Annotated in this window: 19 protein-coding genes; 13 read left to right on the forward strand and 6 right to left on the reverse strand. The window is 66.1% G+C overall.

All coding sequences use genetic code 11. From position 1 onward, the window contains the following. The first annotated feature begins 10 nt into the window (after positions 1 to 10). The 4 genes from C7401_RS45340 (at position 11) to C7401_RS22920 (ending at position 5,708) form a co-directional block, all read left to right on the forward strand. Entirely contained in the window at positions 11 to 3,163 is a 3,153-nt protein-coding gene (locus tag C7401_RS45340) for an eCIS core domain-containing protein (protein ID WP_220092837.1), read from the forward strand. Positions 3,164 to 3,173: 10 nt separating this feature from the next. Continuing rightward, positions 3,174 to 4,094, forward strand: coding sequence for a hypothetical protein (locus C7401_RS22910; protein WP_146757973.1), 921 nt, complete (start codon positions 3,174 to 3,176; stop codon positions 4,092 to 4,094). A gap of 49 nt (positions 4,095 to 4,143) precedes the next feature. After that, a complete protein-coding gene (locus tag C7401_RS22915) occupies positions 4,144 to 4,890 on the forward strand; it encodes an SDR family oxidoreductase (RefSeq protein WP_112173697.1) in 747 nt (248 codons plus the stop codon). Between the two features lie 185 nt (positions 4,891 to 5,075). Then, positions 5,076 to 5,708: a hypothetical protein gene (locus C7401_RS22920; protein ID WP_112173837.1), complete on the forward strand. Its 633-nt coding sequence runs from the start codon at positions 5,076 to 5,078 to the stop codon at positions 5,706 to 5,708. Positions 5,709 to 5,760: 52 nt separating this feature from the next. On the opposite strand, the gene C7401_RS22925 is transcribed toward C7401_RS22920, so the two are convergent. After that, positions 5,761 to 6,342 (reverse strand): hemerythrin domain-containing protein, encoded by a 582-nt coding sequence (locus C7401_RS22925; protein WP_112173698.1) that lies wholly within the window; start codon positions 6,340 to 6,342, stop codon positions 5,761 to 5,763. A 169-nt stretch (positions 6,343 to 6,511) separates the two neighbouring features. Beyond that, entirely contained in the window at positions 6,512 to 7,168 is a 657-nt protein-coding gene (locus tag C7401_RS22930; RefSeq protein ID WP_112173699.1) for a TetR/AcrR family transcriptional regulator, read from the reverse strand. Positions 7,169 to 7,629: 461 nt separating this feature from the next. Between C7401_RS22930 and C7401_RS44455 the strand changes: the two genes are divergently transcribed. The 3 genes from C7401_RS44455 (at position 7,630) to C7401_RS22940 (ending at position 8,890) form a co-directional block, all read left to right on the forward strand. Next, the gene (locus tag C7401_RS44455) at positions 7,630 to 7,812 is read left to right on the forward strand and encodes a hypothetical protein (RefSeq protein ID WP_133254592.1); all 183 of its coding nucleotides are present in this window, start codon (positions 7,630 to 7,632) and stop codon (positions 7,810 to 7,812) included. Positions 7,813 to 7,869: 57 nt separating this feature from the next. After that, a complete protein-coding gene (locus C7401_RS22935; RefSeq protein ID WP_220092838.1) occupies positions 7,870 to 8,175 on the forward strand; it encodes a hypothetical protein in 306 nt (101 codons plus the stop codon). A 118-nt stretch (positions 8,176 to 8,293) separates the two neighbouring features. Then, positions 8,294 to 8,890 carry a nuclear transport factor 2 family protein gene (locus C7401_RS22940; protein WP_165842030.1) on the forward strand — a complete coding sequence of 199 codons (597 nt, stop codon included), beginning with the start codon at positions 8,294 to 8,296 and terminating at the stop codon, positions 8,888 to 8,890. 49 nt (positions 8,891 to 8,939) lie between these two features. Here the strand turns inward: C7401_RS22940 and C7401_RS22945 are convergent, their stop codons facing one another. After that, complete coding sequence (locus C7401_RS22945; protein WP_112173702.1) at positions 8,940 to 9,224, reverse strand: hypothetical protein; 285 nt, start codon at positions 9,222 to 9,224, stop codon at positions 8,940 to 8,942. 352 nt (positions 9,225 to 9,576) lie between these two features. Here C7401_RS22945 and C7401_RS22950 point away from each other — a divergent pair, with 352 nt between their 5' ends. The 6 genes from C7401_RS22950 to C7401_RS22975 all read left to right on the forward strand — a co-directional run bounded on the left by C7401_RS22950 (position 9,577) and on the right by C7401_RS22975 (position 15,391). Beyond that, a complete protein-coding gene (locus tag C7401_RS22950; protein WP_146757974.1) occupies positions 9,577 to 10,152 on the forward strand; it encodes a hypothetical protein in 576 nt (191 codons plus the stop codon). Positions 10,153 to 10,451: 299 nt separating this feature from the next. Then, positions 10,452 to 10,928, forward strand: a complete 477-nt coding sequence (locus C7401_RS22955) for a MaoC family dehydratase (protein ID WP_341869261.1) — start codon at positions 10,452 to 10,454, stop codon at positions 10,926 to 10,928. Positions 10,929 to 10,962: 34 nt separating this feature from the next. Next, entirely contained in the window at positions 10,963 to 12,054 is a 1,092-nt protein-coding gene (locus tag C7401_RS22960) for an acyl-CoA dehydrogenase family protein (protein WP_112173705.1), read from the forward strand. After that, on the forward strand, positions 12,042 to 13,244 hold the full coding sequence (locus tag C7401_RS22965; protein WP_112173706.1) for an acyl-CoA dehydrogenase family protein: 1,203 nt from the start codon (positions 12,042 to 12,044) through the stop codon (positions 13,242 to 13,244). Before C7401_RS22960 ends, C7401_RS22965 begins: the two co-directional genes overlap by 13 nt. A gap of 29 nt (positions 13,245 to 13,273) precedes the next feature. Continuing rightward, positions 13,274 to 14,440: an acyl-CoA dehydrogenase family protein gene (locus tag C7401_RS22970; RefSeq protein ID WP_112173707.1), complete on the forward strand. Its 1,167-nt coding sequence runs from the start codon at positions 13,274 to 13,276 to the stop codon at positions 14,438 to 14,440. Positions 14,441 to 14,455: 15 nt separating this feature from the next. Further along, the gene (locus C7401_RS22975; protein WP_244314979.1) at positions 14,456 to 15,391 is read left to right on the forward strand and encodes an HpcH/HpaI aldolase/citrate lyase family protein; all 936 of its coding nucleotides are present in this window, start codon (positions 14,456 to 14,458) and stop codon (positions 15,389 to 15,391) included. Positions 15,392 to 15,537: 146 nt separating this feature from the next. Here the strand turns inward: C7401_RS22975 and C7401_RS22980 are convergent, their stop codons facing one another. The 3 genes from C7401_RS22980 to C7401_RS22990 form a co-directional block, all read right to left on the reverse strand. Then, positions 15,538 to 16,437 (reverse strand): SDR family NAD(P)-dependent oxidoreductase, encoded by a 900-nt coding sequence (locus C7401_RS22980; RefSeq protein ID WP_112173708.1) that lies wholly within the window; start codon positions 16,435 to 16,437, stop codon positions 15,538 to 15,540. Between the two features lie 43 nt (positions 16,438 to 16,480). After that, positions 16,481 to 17,497 (reverse strand): NADP-dependent oxidoreductase, encoded by a 1,017-nt coding sequence (locus C7401_RS22985; protein ID WP_181565656.1) that lies wholly within the window; start codon positions 17,495 to 17,497, stop codon positions 16,481 to 16,483. A 68-nt stretch (positions 17,498 to 17,565) separates the two neighbouring features. After that, complete coding sequence (locus tag C7401_RS22990) at positions 17,566 to 18,768, reverse strand: acetyl-CoA acetyltransferase (protein WP_112173709.1); 1,203 nt, start codon at positions 18,766 to 18,768, stop codon at positions 17,566 to 17,568. Between the last annotated feature and the right edge of the window lies 1 nt (position 18,769).

Below are 18,769 nucleotides of genomic sequence, written 5' to 3' on the forward strand. Positions count from 1 at the left end.
GCGCCCCGCCGTGTTTGCTCCCAAGGCCGCCAGGCCCAAAACGGTGCCAGCCGGGAGATCCGCGCGCCGGCCGCCGAAACCGCTCGCGAACCCGCTGTCGAACGCAGCTTCGCCCGTCCTGGGCGAGCGGCCCGGCCGTGAAACCGGCGAGATTCCCCGCTTTGCGCCCGAGCGCGCCGAACCGGCGCCGCCTGCGCGCGCGCCCGTTGCACCACCCACAGCGCCACCCATTGCGCCACCCGCGCTCGCAGCCATTCAGGCGAAGACCGTGCTGGGCCGCAGCGACGACCCGCTGGAGCACGAGGCCGACCATATCGCCGACCAGGTGATGCGCATGCCGGCCCCCGATTCCGCGCCGACCGCGCACGCGCCGCCACAGCTCATGCGCAAGCGCGCGGCGCATGACGAGACGCCGACGGCCGACCCCGCCGCCGCTACCACCACGACCGCCGCCGCTGAAGCCCCCGCCATTGTCGAGCAAACGATCCGCTCGCAGGGGCGCCCGCTCGACGCCGCCGCGCGCGCGTTCTTCGAGCCGCGATTCGCGCGCGACTTTTCGGCGGTGCGCATCCACGAAGGCGGCGTGGCGGACACGGCGGCGCGCGCCGTGTCCGCCCGCGCCTTCACCTTGGGGCGCGATATCGTCTTCGGCGGCGGCCACTACGCGCCGCATACGGCGCGCGGGCGTCATCTGCTCGCGCACGAACTGGCGCATGTCGTGCAGCAGGAAGCGGCCCCCGCGCGCGGCGTGCTGCGCCGCGATTCGACGCCGCCCGCGCTCGCGCTCAAGGCCAACGACGAGATCGCGGTGGCCGTGTACGGGCTGGCGAGCAACCCCGAGCCGGATCGCACCTATTCGCGGCGCTATCGCATCGACGCCCAGGGCGCGATCCTGATCGACGACGGGACCAACAAGGTCTCGATCGCGCTCGCCGGCCTCGCCGCCGCAGCAGCGGCCCGCAAGATCGCCGACAGCCTGGTCGATGCCGAGCTCTTTCGCGGCCCTCACGTGTGCGTCACGGGACCGGGGCAGGGCGCGCCGGTCTGCGCCGATGCGAAGACGGCGATGTCGCCGGCCGTCGCTCGGGCCTACGGCAACTTCATGGCGTATATCAAAACGACGCACGAACCGGCCGAAGCCGTCGCGCGCTATTACCAGTGGGTTCACGACCACGCCGACAGCCCGGAATTCCTCACGATCACGCCGCCCGAACTGTGGGCGCAGAGCCTGCGCCAGCCCGAGCGGCCGAAGGACCCGGAGGCGGAGCGCACCCAGGAGTGGCTGCGCTTCATGAAGGCGCGCCTGGCCGAGAACGCCAAACTTCCCGCCGAGGAGCAGGCGCGCGCGGTCGAGGCGCTGCGCCGCTTCCAGGACTGGTACGAGCAGCACCGCAACGACAAGGACTTCGCGAAGGCCGATCCGGCCAAGGTCTACGCCGAGATTTCAGTCGGCCTGCTCAAGCGCGATGTCGAGGCGTCGGCGCGCAAGAAGATCGAGGCCGACAAGGAGGCCGCCGCGCAGTCGCCGGAGGTGCTCAAGGCGAAGTCGGCCAAGTTCGACGAATTCCTCGCCAAGGCGATGAAGCTCTGGGGGTATTCGTCGCGCCGGTTCCCGTATTCGATTCCGCTCGACTCCGAGGGCAAGGACATCCTCGTCACCGGCGACCCGGCGTTGCAGCGCGTGCTCGACGCGCTCGCCAACGACCTCGTGCAGTGGGCCAGCATCCATATGCAGGATGCGAACTATGCGACGGTTTCCGTCAATCAGGTGCTGCTCAATCTGCTCCAGGGCGGCTATTCGGAGCGCATTGGCGAGGCGCAGCAAAAGCCGCTCGAACACGAGACGATCGACCGCAACGAGTTGCTGCCAAAGAGCGTGCTGGCCTCGTTCGGCGAGACCGTGGCGACGGGGCTGTTCGCCGTGGCCGTGGTGGGGCTTTTCGTGGGGGCCGAGGTCATCACGGGCGGCCAGGCGACGTGGCTGCTGGTCGGCATGGCGGGCTACAGCGGCCTGCAATCGTACCGTGCGCGCCGCGACGAGATCGAGCGCGGCAACTACGACGTGCCCGTGCCGCTCACCCTGCTGCATTCGGCGGGCGACATCATCGGCGTGAGCCAGCTCCTCGAAGGCATCACGGGCCAGCGCCTCGGCACGGAGCAGTCGCTCGGCAGCGAGGCGCGCTCGTCCCAGACGGGCACGGGCGGCGGCAGCCTGCTCACGCTGTTCCTCGGCAGCCGCGCGTATCGGGCCGGGCAGCGCGTGGGGCAGACGGCGCGGCTGTCGATGCCCGGCACCGTGCCCGCAGGCCCCAACGCGCACGTGCCGCTGCCGCCCGCGCCGCCCCGCCCGGTCGCGCCGCAGGTGAACCCGGCTATCGGCGCCGTGGAGAACGCCGCGCGCGCCGCGCTGCCCGAGAATCTGCGGCCGGGGCTCGACATCTGGTCGGCGGAGATTCGCCAGAACGGCGGCAATCCGGAAACCGTGTTCCGCAGGATTCCTGCCGAGCGCATCCGCGCGCAGGCGCAGACGTTTCTGGACCGCTACCAGGCCGCCGTCACAGCCGCCGACCGCGCCGCTTATCAGGCCGCGCACGCCACCGACGACCCGTTGCGTCCCCAGTTGCGCAACAACCAGCCGGTGCCCGATTCGAGAGTCACGCTGCACTTCGAAAACGAGCCGCCCGGTGCGCACGAGATCGCCCAGGCCACCGAACTCTCGCGGCGCACCGGCGAGGAGATTCATCTCTTCGGCGACACGACGAGCGGCATTCAGTATCCCGGCATCGACGGCACCATCGGGCAACCGCCGCGCGCGCTCTCGCTCAAGCGGGCCGTGGCGCAGGCGCATCCCAATCTCGCGCGCCAGATGGCGTCCGATGCGCTCGTTTCCGCGCAGCGCGCCGGTTACTCCCATGTCGAAGTGCGCATCGACATGCCGGGCAGCCGGGTGGCCGACATCCAGGCGGCGTGGGACGGGCCGCCGCCGCGCGCCACCGACCCGATCCCCGGCCCGGCGTTTCAGGGTGATACGATTGCCCGCATCATCGTTCGCGGCTCGGATGGCGAATGGACGCTGAGCCCGCCGCTCGCGGGACCGGCTCGCACCGGCGTGACGCCGGTTCCGCCGCGGCCCGACGTGCCCGACAAACGCAAGAAGCCCTGACCGGATGCCTGTGAGACGCACATTCCTGCCCGCAGTGGGCGCCGCCGAAGGGGCGGCCGCGCTCGCGCGCGTGCTCGCGCGGCGCGGTTGCGAGGTGCGCGCGCCCGGCGACGGCGAAGATGCGCCCGCTTCGGGCATGCGAGTGTTCCGGGCCGCCGGGGTCGTGCAGTCCGGCGTCGATGTCGCGTGGGTGCTCGAAGAAAGCGCGGCCGAAGCGGGCGGCTGGGACGCCGCGCTGGCGCAGGCGCTGTCGGCGCAAACCGGCGGATTCGCCGTGAGCGTCGAGACTTCACGCTCGCCGGGGCGCGCCGGGTACGCGGTGTTCTTCGCAGGCAGAAGCATCGAATTCATTTCGGAGAACCAGGCACAGGCGGCCTTCGCTGAAGGGCTGGCTTCCGAAGGCGTCTATGCGGCGTTCGCGCAAGTTTATCCGCTGCTGACCGGCTGGCCCTTTCCCGAGCTGCAAACATGGGCGGAACTCAAACCGGTGGCGGCGGCGCAATGCCCGGCCGAGCCCGCAGGGCGCCCGATGCCGGACGAACCAGGCGAGGCGGACGTGGCAGGCAAGCTGGCGCTGGCGGTGTTCCCGCTCGTCGCCGGCGACGAATTTTCGGCTGCCTGGCGTGGCGTCGCGCCGACCGCGATGACGAACTGGACGTGGCAAGCCGCCGAGACCGCGACCGCCGGCATTCCCTACGTGATGCTGACGCGCGCAGGCGATCTCGACGTCGCGCTGTGTGAATCGCTCGCGGTGCAACTCGACGTGCCCGCCGCGGCGGTCGGCCTGAACGGGCCGGGCGCGCCGTTCGACTGGTGGCGCGCGCAATCCTCGCAACGCGGTGCGGGCGTGGGAGCCGAGAGTTTCGCGGGCGCCCTGATGCCCGCCATGTCTGCGCTCGGCGAGCGCCCCGGCATCATCCGTCTGCGTTGACCGGGAGCGTGTCTAGCCTGCCACGCGCCGAACATCCGAGGAGGTCCGCATGCCCACTTCCACGCTTGATCTGAGCCAGCGCGTGGCGCTCGTCACCGGCGCCTCGCGAGGCATCGGCCGCGCCATTGCGCTCTCGCTGGCGGCGGCCGGTGCGGCGGTGGCCGTCAACTACCGGCAGCGCGAGTCTGAAGCCGACGAGGTGGTCGCGCGGATCGCAAGCGCCGGGGGGCGCGCGATAGCGGTGCGTGCCGATGTCTCGGTGGCGCACGAGGTCGAGGCGATGATCGACGCGGTGCAGAGCGGGCTAGGCGCAATCGACGTGCTCGTGAACAACGCGGGGACGGGGTTGATCCGCGACATCGACGAGCTCACCGAAGCAGAATTCGACCGCACGCTCGCCGTGAATCTGAAGTCGGCGTTCTTGTGCACCCAGGCCGTGTTGCCGGGCATGCGCGCGCGCCGCTGGGGCCGCATTGTCAACATTTCGTCGGCTGCCGCGCGTGGCGGCGGGCTGGTCGGCGTGCACTACAACGCGTCGAAAGCCGGACTCGAAGGCTTGACGCGCGGCTACGCGGCGCGCCTGGGCCGCGAAGGGATTACCGTGAACGCCGTGGCGCCCGCCCTCATCGACACTGAAATGGTCGCGCCGCTGAAAGCGGCGAACGTGGTCGAGCGGATGCCCGTGGGGCGGCTTGGCGAACCCGACGAAGTCGCGCAGGCCGTGCTGACGGTGGTCGGCAACGCGTTCATTACGGGGCAGACGATTGCCGTCAATGGCGGCGTGACTTTTATCTGAAACGCCGGTTGACCGACCTTCCGCACGACCGGGAAAATTCTTGCCGGGCGGCCTAAACTGGTTGCTATGGCGAACATGTGCATGCCGGTTTGAGCCCGTGGCGGTTTCGAAGCGGGCGCGCGCAGCGTGCCGGGCCAGACGATGCGCGAGCGACGCAAGCGCATGGCGAGCGTGAGGTGAGCATCATGACAGGGCGTGATCGATGCCGGCTGCTGTTCGTGGCGGTGGCGCTATGCATCAGCGCAACGGCGATTGCGGGCAGGGGCGGCGGCTGGGTTCATGGCGGCGGCGGGGGCTATGGCGGTGGCTATGGCGGCGGCGGTTACGGCGGCGGCTATGCCAGCATGAATCACGGCGGCAGCTGGAGCGGCGGCGCGCATGGCGCGTATTACGGCGGCGCGTACCACGGCGGCGGCTATTATCACGGTGGTTACTGGCACGGCGGCTACTACGGCTGGCACGGCGGCTACTATCATGGCGGCTGGTACGGCTGCTGCGGGTCGGTGAGCGTCGGCTTCTACTTCGGTCCGGGCTTCATCTACGGCTATCCGTTCTATCCGTATTACTACCCGCCTTACATCGCCAGCGTCTACTACCCCTATGTGTCCGGCGACTTTTCGCAACCCACGCAGTACATCGAGCAGGGCCAGGGCCAGGCCCAGTTCCAGGGCGGCGGCGCCGACATGAACGACCAGGGCGGCGCTGCGCCGGAACTCGCCTACTGGTACTACTGCGATGCGCCCCAAGGCTACTACCCGTACGTGAGGGCGTGCCCAGGCGGCTGGCAGAAGGTGCCGGCACGGCCGCCCGACAGTTGACGCCGTGAAGTTGCGGGGCGCGCTCGCGCTCCCCGCAGCGCACGTTCCGCGCTCAGGACTGCGGCTCGGGCATCGTCTGGACGATCAGCGTGTAAAGGCCATCGAGATCGTCCTCGGTTTCGAGACTCTCGAACGGATCGCGATTCGCGCCGAACGCCTCGTCGATCTCCACCCAGTCGGCGGTGGTGAGGTAGCGCTGCGCGGCGGGCAGAATCACCGTCTCCTCCAGGTTCCGATGATTGGCGTAGAAGCCGGCGTAGCCGTTCACTTCGTCGCGCAACGCGGCCAGCATGGCGGGGCCGCCCAGTTCGTAGCGCGTGAGCGCACGCTCCAGCGCGCGAACCCGGCGCGCGCCGTCTTCGTGCTGGCGGCCGAGTTCATCGAGGACGGCATCGCATTCGCCGGTGCGCTCGCGCAGGCGCGCAAAGAGGTATTGCTCCTCCTTCGGGTGATGAATCCGCTCGGGGAATTCCTGAATGTAGTAGAGCATCGCGCGCAAGAGCATCGCCGCCGGCGCACCGGCACTGCGTGCCATGCAATCGGCCATGCGCGTCATGCCGGCCACGACGCTCGCAAGACGCCTGTGTTCGCTCAACATCACCTGAATGGCGCTGTGCCGCGTGACGAGTTCCATGTCGCTCTCCCTGCTGGAAGCGGCCGACCGGAAGGGGGCGTGCCGTGGCCGCGGGTCTCGTTCACTATGCGCGCCGTGCGTCACGGCGCATTGATATTTGTCAAATTACGGCGGGCTGCGTGTGGGGGGAGAGGGGGCTTGCCGCAGGGCCTCGCGGCAAGCGGCGCGCCTATTGAGGCGCTTTGCTGAGCGCCTTCCACACGACCTTGGTGACCTGCCTGAAGGCATCCGAATCGGCGCTGCCCTTGCCGGCGCGCCGGATGTACACGACGAGCCCGTACAGGTGCGAAACGAGCTGTGCGCCGCGCAGTACGCATTCGTTGGCGCTGAGCGCGGGATTGAGCTCGGCAATCAGGTCGGCAAACATTTCCTGAAACTCGCCCGTGATCTTTGCCATCAGGTCGCGCGCGAATTCCTCGTGCTCCGCGAGGCTCCAGCATTCGAAAGAGAAGGCGCTCACGCTGGTGCCGGGGCCGGTCAGTGCGGCAAACGTTGCGTCGACGATGGCGTCGAGCCGCGCCTCGGGCGACTGGCGGCTGTCGCGCGCCATCGCGACGAAGTTATCGAAATAGCGCCTGACCATCTCCTCCATCGTGGTGCGCAGCAATTCTTCGCGTGTAGCGAAATAGTGTTGCAGCGTGCGCAGCCGGATGCCGGCTTCGCTGGCGATGCGCCGCTGGGTGAAACCGGCATTGCCTTGCGTGGCGAAGACGTTGATGGCGACTTCGATGATTGCCGGTACCCGGGTCGACCGGTTGCCGCGGCGCGCGGGCGCGCCCGCCGTCGTGCCGAGCACCTCTGCCGAAGTGATGATCATCTCTTTCATAGGTAGCAATTCTCCCATGCCGCAGCCTTCGAAAGGTCCGGCACGCGCGCCGCGTGTGCTGCGTCGCTAATGCGCGCCTGCATGGACGATGAGCCGCTGGCCTGCAAGCTCCCGCTTGCCTTTGACCGCCTGGATGAGAAGGATAGTCGCATGACTAACTAGATTGGGTCAATTGACTAATATCTAACATCTCGTCCGTGCGCCTCCCAATCCCGTTCCTATCGTTGCGGAGTCTCGCCTGTGCTGTCAACTCGCGAAACACCGGTCAGTGTTTTCCCCAAACTCCTTTCGCTTGAAAATGGGTCAAGCGACTACTAATATTTAGTCAAACGACACATTGTGCATCGCGTGATCGTCATGTCGGACCGACGTCTGAAAACCGGCCTTGCGACTCGATCGCACGCGTGCGCCGCGGCATTTGCCGGCACGTGCCCAGGGCCCTTCTGGTGGAGCGAAGCGTGATGAAACGACGAATGGAGATAGCCGGGTGGGTGACGCTGGGCGCGGCGCTCGCCAGTGCCTTCGCGTGGCGCGCGATGCAGGCACCGAGCGCGCCGCCAGTCAGTGCGCCGTGCTTCTACTACGCGGGAACCTGCGCGCCGCCGATCGCCATGCCGGTAGGCCGCATTCAGTTGATTCCCTGAACGCGTCCCGCGATTCCATCCAATCCAATCGCATCAAGACGACAACGACATTGCCTGATGCCGGCGCACGAGTCGCATGAAAGCGCGGGCTTAAACGTAGGGAAACGGAGGAGTGAAGTGGACATCGTAAAAATCGCCGTGGATTCGGGCTTGCAGGTGAAACTCGAAGGTTGCATCGATCGTGATGAGAACCGCAGTGTGGTCGGCTCATTGCAGGCCTTGCAGCGATTTGCGGAGGCGCTGCGCTCGTCGGTCGCGCTCGAAACGCAGGACGCGCTTGAGCCGCTTTACTGGCGCGACCCGCTTGTCGATTGCCGCGCCATCTCCAAGCTCATCGAGGCTGACCCGCTGATGTTGATTTGAACGCGCCCGCGCAGGCGGTGAGACAGGGCGGCATCGCGACTCGTCTGTCTTGTCTTGAATGGGACGCCTCGCGAGCAACAGCATTGACCAACGATCCGAACGATCACGCGAGCCGGGAATGGAACTGGACGAACCCACATTACGCACGTTGACTGAATGCGCCGACCGCGCCGCCATAGAGAAGGTGCTCGGCCTGTACTGCCGGGCGATCGACCGGCTCGACGTCGAGCTGCTGCGCAGCATCTACCACGCCGATGCCACCGACGATCACGGTGCGATGCATCTCCCGGCGCATGAATTCGCGCCTCGCATAGTCGAGATGCTGTCGCGGGTGTGCACGTACTCGATGCATACGGTCACGCACGCTGTGGTCGATCTGCATGGCAAGCAGGCGACTTCGGAAGCTTATTATTTAGGTTTCCATACGATAGACGGAAATGAAACGGCAGTCGGCGAATTCTTCGGCGCCGCCTATCTGGAAGCCCAGCGCGCCGCAGGGCTGGCGAACCAGCCACATGAATATGTGTGTGGCGGCCGCTATCTCGATCTGTTTGAAAAGCGTGACGGCGAGTGGCGCATCCTGCGCCGGAAGATCACCAACGAATTCAGCGTTTGCCGGCCGCAAAGCGCGGTCCAGGAGGGAATGCCCGCGAGCTTTTATACGCCTGGCACGCGTGACAGGAATGATCCCGTGTATGGATTGATGACCCGGTGAGCGGTTTGGGTCGAACGCCTGCGCGTTCGGCCGGCGCCTGGCTGGCGAATTAGCTGGCGAATATGAACGCCGCGCCGAGCAGCGCGCCGTAGAAGCCGAACATCAGGGCGCGTTGCTCGTCGAACGCGCGCCGCCAGAGCAACCCGGCAATGAAGCAGGCGCCGGCCAGGCCGAGAACCATCAACAGCGTGCCCAGTTGCAATCCGCACATGTCTCCAACCGTGCCGGGCATGAGTTCGAAGTGCGAAGCAGTCAGTTGCAGGCCGATGCCGACAATGCCGATCAACACCAGACCGAGTGCCGGCAAGCCGTGATGGTTCGATAGTTCTTTCATGTCTCCTCCTGCGCGCACGCGGTTCAATCACCTGGCGGTACGCGATCTTCACGCAGTATAGTATCCGTTAAGATGGTATGCATAGATTCAAATATTAGGGGATACACCGAGCAGGAAGGAGTTGGTCGTCAACCGGTTCTTGATGTAAGGAAAATTCTGGTTTCGATAAAAATCCGCTAAAAGCGCGCAAATTTTTAGTGCATCTCCTCGATGATCGCAAGGTGAGGCGGCGGGTGACGCGGTCTGTTTAAATATGTACATATGCATACGAATATTGTATATTCGACCGCCAGTTCATTCGAGGTGCCAGGGCTCGCCTCGTGACATCACACAGCGAAAAGCAGGGGGAAGCATGCAAGGCACAGCCGCCGACCGTTCCATCAGGGCCGCAAAATGCGTTCTTGCCGTCGCCATGATGGTGATGGCGTTCCACTTCTGGCAAGCCATTGCCAACGAGGGAGTGGGGCACGGTGCCGGGATGGACGTGTTCCTCGCGGGCTACCGCGCCAGCGCGTGGCAGGCTGTCATCAACGCCGACCTGATCGTGGGCTTGTTGATCGCGGTTAGCTGGATCTACTGGCGCGAGCGTGGCGCGGCGAGTGCGCTCTCCTGGATCGGCGTCATTCTCTGGTGGGGCAATATCGCCGTGGCGGCCTACGCTTATCGCCAGCTCAACCGCAGCAGCGGCAACTGGCGGGCATTCTTCCTCGGCGCGCGAGCGAAAACTGCATCCACGCACGGCGGCGCGCCGCACGAGAGACAGGGGACGTATTGCGTGCTGCTCTATCTGGCGGCGCTGCTGGTCATCGGCTTCATCGTGTTCAAGTGCTGGTCCGTGCGCTTTGCGTTGGTCCCGACGATTGGCTACGTGTGGGGCCTGGGCTGTTTCGTACCGCCCCTGCTGCTGGGCGCGCGCTCGCGCGGCTGAACCCGCGCCGGCGCGCGAAAGCGCCGGGCATACCGCATCACTGGCGCCTGCCTCGCATTCGTGTGGGCAGGCGCTTTCTTTTTGGCCCTGCGGACTATCTCACGGGCGTACGCCCGGTCTCTTCTCCGATCTTCTTCCTTGCGCGCGTGCCGCCACTGCCGCGCCGTATTCCACATCGCCTCGACAATGCGTTGCCGGAAAGGATTGCTACAACGGATCGATACATATAATATGCATGCATCCGATCTAATGGGAGACGAGTGCCGGGGCGAACGCCGCTCCGAGACGCTCGAAACAACATCAGGGAGAAAACGGCAATGGCAGGACTGTATTTCGAACAATTCGAAGTCGGCCAGCAGTTCAATCACGACGTGCGCCGCACGGTCACCGAGACCGACAACGTGCTGTTCAGCACGATGACGCTCAATCCCGCGGCGATCCATCTCGACCGCGAGTACGCGAACGGCACGGAGTTCGGCAGGCCGCTCATGAACAGCGCGTTCACGCTGGGTCTGATGGTCGGCATCTCGGTGGGCGACACCACGCTCGGCACGACGGTCGGCAATCTCGGCTGGGACGAGGTGCGCTTTCCAAAGCCGCTATTCGAAGGCGACACGATACGCGTCGAGACGACGGTGCTGGAGAAGCGCGCGAGCAAGTCGCGTCCCGATAACGGCATCGTGGTGTTTCTGCACACGGCGATCAATCAGCGTGGCGAGGTTGTGGCGTCATGCAAGCGATCCGCGCTGATGTATTGCCTCAGTGCCAAGAAATAACGGCGCGTCACCTTACCGACAGGTTCCCATCGTGATGCAAACGTCGCTGGACCCGGAATCCAAAAGCCTCATCGAGCAAACGCTGCGCCGTTTTCTCGCCGATTGCTACGACCCCGCCGCCAGGCTCGAACGGCTGGCCGCCGACGCCGTCGATTACCGCGAGCATTGGGCCACGCTCGCACATCTCGGCGTGCTCGCGCTCGCCTTCGATGAGGATCACGGCGGCCCAGGCGCATCGCCCAGGGATCTCGCCGACGCGGTGCGTGTGCTCGCGCCGGGTCTGATCCTGGAGCCGTTTGCGCAAACGGCCATCGTTGCCGGCCGCGTGCTCGCCGCAGGCGCCGACGCCGCCACGCGCGCGGCGTGTGTCGAGCGTCTTGTCGAAGGCAGCCGCGTGACCGTGCTCGCAGGCGGGCGCGACGCCCGGTGCGACCGTTTGCGCTGCGAAAGAACGGCCGACGGCTTGCGCCTGACCGGCTCGCTGCGCGTGGTGCCCTATGCGGTGCAAGCGGACGAGTGGCTGATCGTCGCCGACGACGCGCAGGGCAAGCCCGTGATCGTGCGCGTCGATGCCGCCCGAAGCCACGCAAAGTTGAGCGGATACCGGCTCATGGATGGCCGCCCGGCGGCCGACCTCGTGTTCGAAGACGAACACGTCGAGCGGGGCGGCCTCTGGCTCGAAGGCGAAGCCGCGCAACGCGCCATGGACGGCGCGCGCCTTGACGCCGTCAATGTGCTTTGCGCGGAGGCCGTGGGCGTGATGGAGTCCTTGATCGCCGTGACTGGGGAATATCTGCGCACCCGCGTGCAGTTCGGTGCACCGCTCGCGACGTATCAGGCGTTGCAGCACCGCTACGTCGACATGTACATGGCGTACATCGAGTCCAGCGCGATCTCGCGCGAATACGCCGACGCGCTTGGCGCGGAAGATCGCGAAGCGCGGGCGAGGCTGGCATGTTCCGCGGCGCTCGTGGTCGCGAGGGCCGCGCGCCTGGTGGGCCACGAGGCCATTCAGATGCACGGCGGCATCGGCGTGACGGACGAATTGATGGTGAGCCACGGCAACGCCCGGCTCGCCGTGATCACGAGCATGTTGCGCGACTGGAGGCCGGAGTGGAAAAGTTGATTGACGACGCGTTCGATGAAGAGGCGTTCCGCGAAGACGTGGCGCAGTTCGTTGGCGAACATCTTTCGGCGCGCACGCGCCACAACGTGGCGAATGGCCTGTATCTGCACAAATCCGACTACGTGGACTGGCAAAAGGCGCTGCATCGCAAGGGCTGGTTCGGCGCGGCGTGGCCGCGCGAATACGGCGGCCAGGGCTGGTCGGTCAAGCGCGAGCACGCGTTCGTGCAGATGTGCGCGCTGCACGCGGCGCCGCCCATCATTCCCTACGGCGTGAACATGGTGGGGCCGGTCATCTACACCTTCGGCTCCGAAGCGCAAAAGCAGCGCTACCTGCCCGGCATCCTGTCGAGCGATACCTGGTGGTGCCAGGGATATTCGGAACCCAACGCGGGCTCCGATCTCGCTTCGCTGAAAACCGGCGCGGTGCGCGACGGCGATCACTATGTCGTGAACGGCACGAAGATGTGGACCACCGAAGCGCACTGGGCGGACATGATGCATTGCCTCGTGCGCACGGGCAAGGGCGAGCGCAAACAGCAGGGCATCACGTTTCTTCTGATCGACATGAAGACGCCCGGCATCACGGTCGAGCCCATCGTCACGCTCGATGGCGTGCACCACACGAATCAGGTGTTTTTCGACAACGTGCGCGTGCCGGTGGAGAACGTGGTCGGCGCGGAGGGCGAAGGCTGGAAGCTCGCCAAGTTTCTGCTTTCGCGCGAGCGCGCATTCATTGCCGATACCGGCAACAAGCTGCGCATGCTGCGGCAGATGCGGGAAACCGCACAGCAATACACGGGCTCCCTGTCGCCTGGCGAACGCGAGAGCGTGATGGCGCGCATGGCGGAGTTCGACGCGTCGCTAACCGCGCTCGTGGCGCTGGAGCGCCACTACGTCGACGAATGGACCGCAGGCCGCGACGACGGCATTGGCGCGTCGATCCTCAAGGTGCGCGGCTCCGAACTGCTTCAGTCGATGACGACGTTCTGGCGCGAACTGCTCGGGCCGTATGGCGCGTGCTATCACGCGCGGGATCGCGAGGCCGGAGCGGGCCTGGGTTCGCCGCAGCCGTGGGTGCAGGCGGCCTCGATCAACTACGCGTATTTGTATGGGCGCTGCTGGAGCGTTTTCGGCGGCGCCAATGAGATTCAACGCAACATTATCGCGGCGTCGCTGCTGCGAGCCTGAGTGAAACTCGACACGGGGTGCACAGCCAAATGATTGAACGAACGCTATTTCTCGAAGAGCACGCTATCTTTCGAGCCGCAGTCCGAAAATTCATCGAGAACGAGATCACGCCGTTTCATCTTCAGTGGGAGCGTGAAGGCATCGTGCCGCGCGCCATCTGGGAGAAAGCCGGCGCGGCGGGTTTGCTCGGTTGCTCGATTCCCGAAGAATACGGCGGCACGGGCGCCGATCATCTGTTCGACTTCGTGCTGGTCGAAGAACTCGCGCGCGCGGGCATCACCGGGCCGGGCTTCGCCGTGCACAACGAAATGGTGATGCCTTATATCCTCGCGTTCGGCACAGAGGAGCAGAAGCGCCACTGGTTGCCGAAGATGGTCAAGGGCGAGGTGATCGGCGCGCTAGGGCTCACGGAGCCGCACGCAGGCAGCGACCTCAAGAACATTCATACGCGCGCGGTGCGTGACGGCGATGAGTACGTGATCTCCGGCCAGAAGGTGTTTATTTCCAACGGTCAGTTGTGTGATGTCGTTGTGCTCGCAACCAAGACGAATCCCGAGGCGTCCAGCAGCGGGGTCTCGCTCTTTATCGTCGAGGCTTGGCGCGAAGGCTTCAAGCGCGGCCGCCGGCTGGAGAAGATCGGCCTGAAGGCGCAGGACACCTCGGAGCTTTTTTTCGAGGACGTACGCGTTCCCGCTTCGAACCTGCTCGGGCCGGAGCACGGCGGCTTCAAGCTGCTGATGAAGAATCTCGCGCAGGAGCGCCTGACCCAGGCGGTGCGCTCGGCGGCTGTGGTGGAAACGGTGCTCGATTACACCATCGACTACGTGGCCAGCCGCGAGATGTTCGGCCACACGCTCGGGGACTTCCAGAATACGCAGTTCAAGCTGGCCGACCTCAAGACCGAAGTCACGATCGGGCGCGTTTTCGTTGACCGCTGCATCGAGCTATTCATGGCAGGCAAGCTCGAAGGCAACGACGCCGCCATGGCGAAGCTCTGGCTTTCGAACCTGCACGGGCGCGTGGTCGACGAATGCCTGCAATTCTTCGGCGGCTGGGGCTACATGACCGAATATCCGATCTCGCGCGCGTTCGTCGACGCGCGTATCACGCGCATTGCCGGCGGCTCGATCGAAGTGATGAAGCACATCATCGGCCGCAGCCTGTTCGAAAAGCGCGGCAACGCAAACCACCGATAAGAGGGGAGTCCACTCATGGAACCAGCGAAAGCCGTTCCGCTGCGCTCGATGCTTTTCGTTCCGGGCGACAGCGAACGCAAGCTCGCAAAGGCGGTGACGTCGCCGGCCGATGCGCTCATTCTCGATCTCGAAGACGCCGTCGCGCCCTCGCGCACGCATATCGCGCGCGAGATGGTGCTGGAGTATCTGCAATCGCGCCCGCGCAGCGGACGGGCTTCGCAGCAGCTCTGGGTGCGCGTCAATCCGCTCTCGACGCCCGCCGCGCTGCGTGACCTTTGCGTGGTTGCCGGCGCGCCGGACGGCATCGTGCTGCCGAAGGTCGACTCGGCCGCAGACGTCGTCCGGCTGGCGCGCTATCTCGACGCGCTGGAAGTGAGAGAGGGCGTCGAGGAAGGGACGATTCGCATCGTGCCGGTCGCGACGGAAACGCCGCTGTCGCTCTTCGCGCTCGGCGGCTACGGCGAATGCAGCCCGCGCCTCGCGGGCATGACGTGGGGCGCCGAGGATATCGCGGCGGCGCTTGGCGCGAGCACCAACCGGCGCGCCGATGGCGAATACGACACGGTCTACCAGCTTGCGCGCGCCCTGTGCCTGGCCGGAGCGGCGGCGGCGGGCGTTCAGCCGATCGACACGATGTTCGCGGACTATGCCGACGCGGCCGGCCTGCAAGCGGACGCGCGCGCGGCGCGGCAGGCGGGCTTTAGCGGCAAGATCGCCATTCACCCCGACCAGGTCGAGATCATCAATCGCGCGTTTTCGCCGAGCGAGGAGGAGGTGAGCTGGTCGCAGCGGGTGGTCGACGTGTTCGGCAGCAACCCCGGCCTCGGCACGGTGGGCCTGGACGGCAGGATGCTGGACATGCCGCATCTGAAGCAGGCGCAGCATATCCTGCATCTCGTGGCGAGCTTCAAGGCGCGCGCCGCGGCGGCAAACGAGGTGACGTCGGCCTGAAGCGTGAGTGGTGTTGGCGTGACGGGCACGGCCCGTCACCCGTAAAAACCAACGGGATGCCCGGTCAGTGCAAGACCGGCATCCCGTTGGTTTTTTGCTGCGCCCCTCGAAGGCCGTTGCAAGCGCTTTCGAGGGGCGCGGCATACTTACGGTTCGAGCCAGCTGTCGCGGTCGATACCGGCGTTCTTGCGCGAGAACTTGATGATGTCGGCAATCGCCTGGTCCAGTTCCTCGGGATTCTTCGTCGCGGGCGTAATCGGGCCATGCTGCCAGCTTTCCGCCACGGAATAGCCATAACCCCACGCTTCGAAAATCCGGCCGCTCACGCCGCGCGAAGCGGGACTCGCCAGCCACGTGACGAGCGCGGCGATCCACTCGGGATTGCGCCGCTCCAGCTGCTCGGGCGTCCATTCCTTGAGGCCGTGCGTCATGCGGGTTTCGGCGCGCGGTGCGAGCGCGTTCACGGTGACGCCATAGCGCGCGAGTTCGCGGGCCGCCACGATCGTCATGGTGGCCACGCCGGCCTTGGCGGCCGCATAGTTGGTCTGGCCGATGTTCGCGTAGAGCGCCGAATGCGAGGTCGTATTGATCACGCGCGCATCGACGGGCTTGCCGGCCTTCGACTGCTCGCGCCAGTAGGCGGCCGCGTGGTGCATCGGCGCGAAGGTGCCCTTGAGGTTCACGCGAATGACGGCGTCCCAGTCGGCCTCGGTCGTATTGACGAGCATGCTGTCGCGCAGGATGCCCGCGTTGTTGATGAGGATGTCAAGGCGTCCGAACGTTTCGACGGCGTTCTGCACCATGCCCGACGCCGCGCTCCAGTCGGCCACGTCCGACGTGTCGACGATGGCCTCGCCGCCGAGCGCGCGAATTTCGTTGACCACGTCCTGGGCCGGCGCGACGTCGTTGCCGAGACCGTTGGCGGCGGACCCCAGATCGTTCACGACGATTTTGGCGCCTTGCCTTGCGAGCATCAACGCGTGGGCGCGGCCGAGTCCGCGGCCTCCGCCCGTCACGATAGCGACACGACCTTCACAGATTTTCATGGGTTTGCTCCGACTGTTGATGGGTGACTTCAATGAGGGATGGCTAGCGGTGATGCAGATGGATCAGCCGCTTGCCATGGTTTTCGCCGCGATACAGCGATGCGATGGAACCGGGCGCCTGCTCGATGCCTTCGACGATCTCTTCGCGATAGCGCAGCCTGCCATCGCGCACCCAGCCGGCGAGCCGAGTGACGGCCTCTTCGTAACGGTGCTCGTAATCCCACACGAGAAAGCCTTGCATGCGCGCGGCCTTGTTGAGCAGATGCCGCTCGACGCGCGGGCCGTGCGGCCAGGGCTCCCAGTTCGCGACCGACGCCGTGCCGCAGACCACGATGCGCGCGCCCTTGTTGATGTGCTGCAACACGGCGTCGCTGATCGCGCCCGCCGTGTTGTCGTAGTAGACGTCCGCGCCGCCGGGCAGCGCCGCGGCGAGCTCACGCTCGAACGTGGCGCTCTTGTAGTCGAGCGCGGCGTCATAGCCGAACGCTTCGACGCAGAGTTGCGCCTTGGCGGGCCCGCCGGCGATGCCGACCGTACGGCACCCCGCGATCTTCGCGATCTGCCCCACGGCCGAACCCACCGCGCCGGCCGCGGTCGACACGACGACCGTGTCGCCCGGCCGCGGCTCGCCGACTTCGCTCAGGGCGAACCACGCGGTAATGCCGTTGATGCCGAGCACGCCGAGCGAAAGCGAGAGCGGCAAGTCTCGCTCCTTGACCTTGCGGCGAATGGCCTTGCCGTCCGTGAGCGCATACTCCTGCCAGCCGAGCATGCCCATCACGAGGTCGCCCTCTTCGAAACCCGGATGACGCGAGGCGACGACTTCGCCGGCCGAGAAACCGCGCATCACTTCGCCCAGGCCGACGGGCGTGCTGTAGTTGGCGGCGCTGTTCACCCAGCCGCGCATGGCGGGTTCGACCGAGAGATACGCGTTGCGAACCAGCAATTCGCCTTGCGCGAGTTCGGGCAAGGGGCGGCTGACAATCTCGAAGTGTTCGGCCTGGGGAATGCCCGCCGGCCGGGTTTTCAGTAGAACTTGACGGTTTTCACGTGGCAGCATGGTGAGGGATGCGAAGGGTTTGAGCGCAGCACGGCGAGCCGCGCCACCGGAGGGCGGCGCGGCGGGGATCAGCTATGCAGGCCGAGCACCGAGATCGCCGCGATGCCGAGGTAGGGAACCCCGCCGAGGTTGTGCGTGAGCCCGATGCTCGGATTCGCGAGCTGTCTTTCCCCGGCCCGCCCGAGCAACTGGTTGTAGACCTCGTAGGCCATGCGCAAACCCGACGCGCCGATAGGGTGTCCAAAGCACTTGAGCCCGCCGTCCACCTGGCAGGGCACGCCGCCGCCGGTGCGGTCGTAGAAGCCGTCGAGCACGTCGTGAACCGCGCGGCCTTCGGGCGAGACGAACAGGTCTTCCATCGTCACCAGTTCGGTGATCGAGAAGCAGTCGTGCACTTCCATGAGGCTTAGCTGCTTGCGCGGGTCGGTGATGCCCGCTTCGGCATAGGCGCGCTTCGCGGCTTCGCGCGTGGTGCGCACATAGCTGCCGTCCCATTGCGTGGTGGCCGTTTCGACGCCCGAGCCGATGGCGAGCTGAATCGCCTTGACGGTCACCATGTCGCGGCGGCCCATCGCGCGCGCGATTTCCGGTGTCGTGACGATGGCGGCGGCCGCGCCGTCGCTCACGCCGCAGCAGTCGAACAGGCCGAGCGGGTCCGCGATCATCGGCGCGGCGAGGATCTGCTCGATGCTCACGCGCTTGCGGATATGCGCCTTGGGGCTCAGCACGCCGTTTTCGTGGCTTTTCCACGAGACGTGGGCGATGGCGCGCTTGAGATCCTCCTTCGATATGCCGTGCCGCGAGCGATAGCCCGCCGCAAGCTGCGCGAAGCCGGCCGGCGCCGAGCCGAGCGGCATCCACATGTCGTTGAACGTGCCCTTGAACGGCGGCGGCAGGCCGCCGTAGCCCGTGTCCTTGAGTTTTTCCGCGCCCACCGCAAGGGCGATGTCGGCCGCGCCCGACGCCACGGCGTACACCGCGCCGCGCAGCGCCTCGGTGCCCGTCGCGCACATGTTTTCGACGCGGCTCACGGGAATGCCGTCCAGTCGCAGCGCCATCGAAGCCGGAATCGCGGAGTTGCCGATATTGACCGCGTCCATGCACGAGCCGAACCAGGCGGCGTCGATCTGGCTGCGCTCGATGCCGGCGTCGGTGAGCGCTTCCTCGAAAGCCTCCGCGAGCAGCGCGGGCGTGCCCGCGTCCCAGCGCTCGCCAAAGCGCGAGCAACCCATGCCCAGTATTGCGACCTTGTCCTTGATGCCAGTTGCCATG

Origin of the sequence: Paraburkholderia unamae, assembly GCF_003268775.1 — a bacterium.
In the GTDB taxonomy this organism is placed as follows: Bacteria; Pseudomonadota; Gammaproteobacteria; order Burkholderiales; family Burkholderiaceae; genus Paraburkholderia; species Paraburkholderia unamae.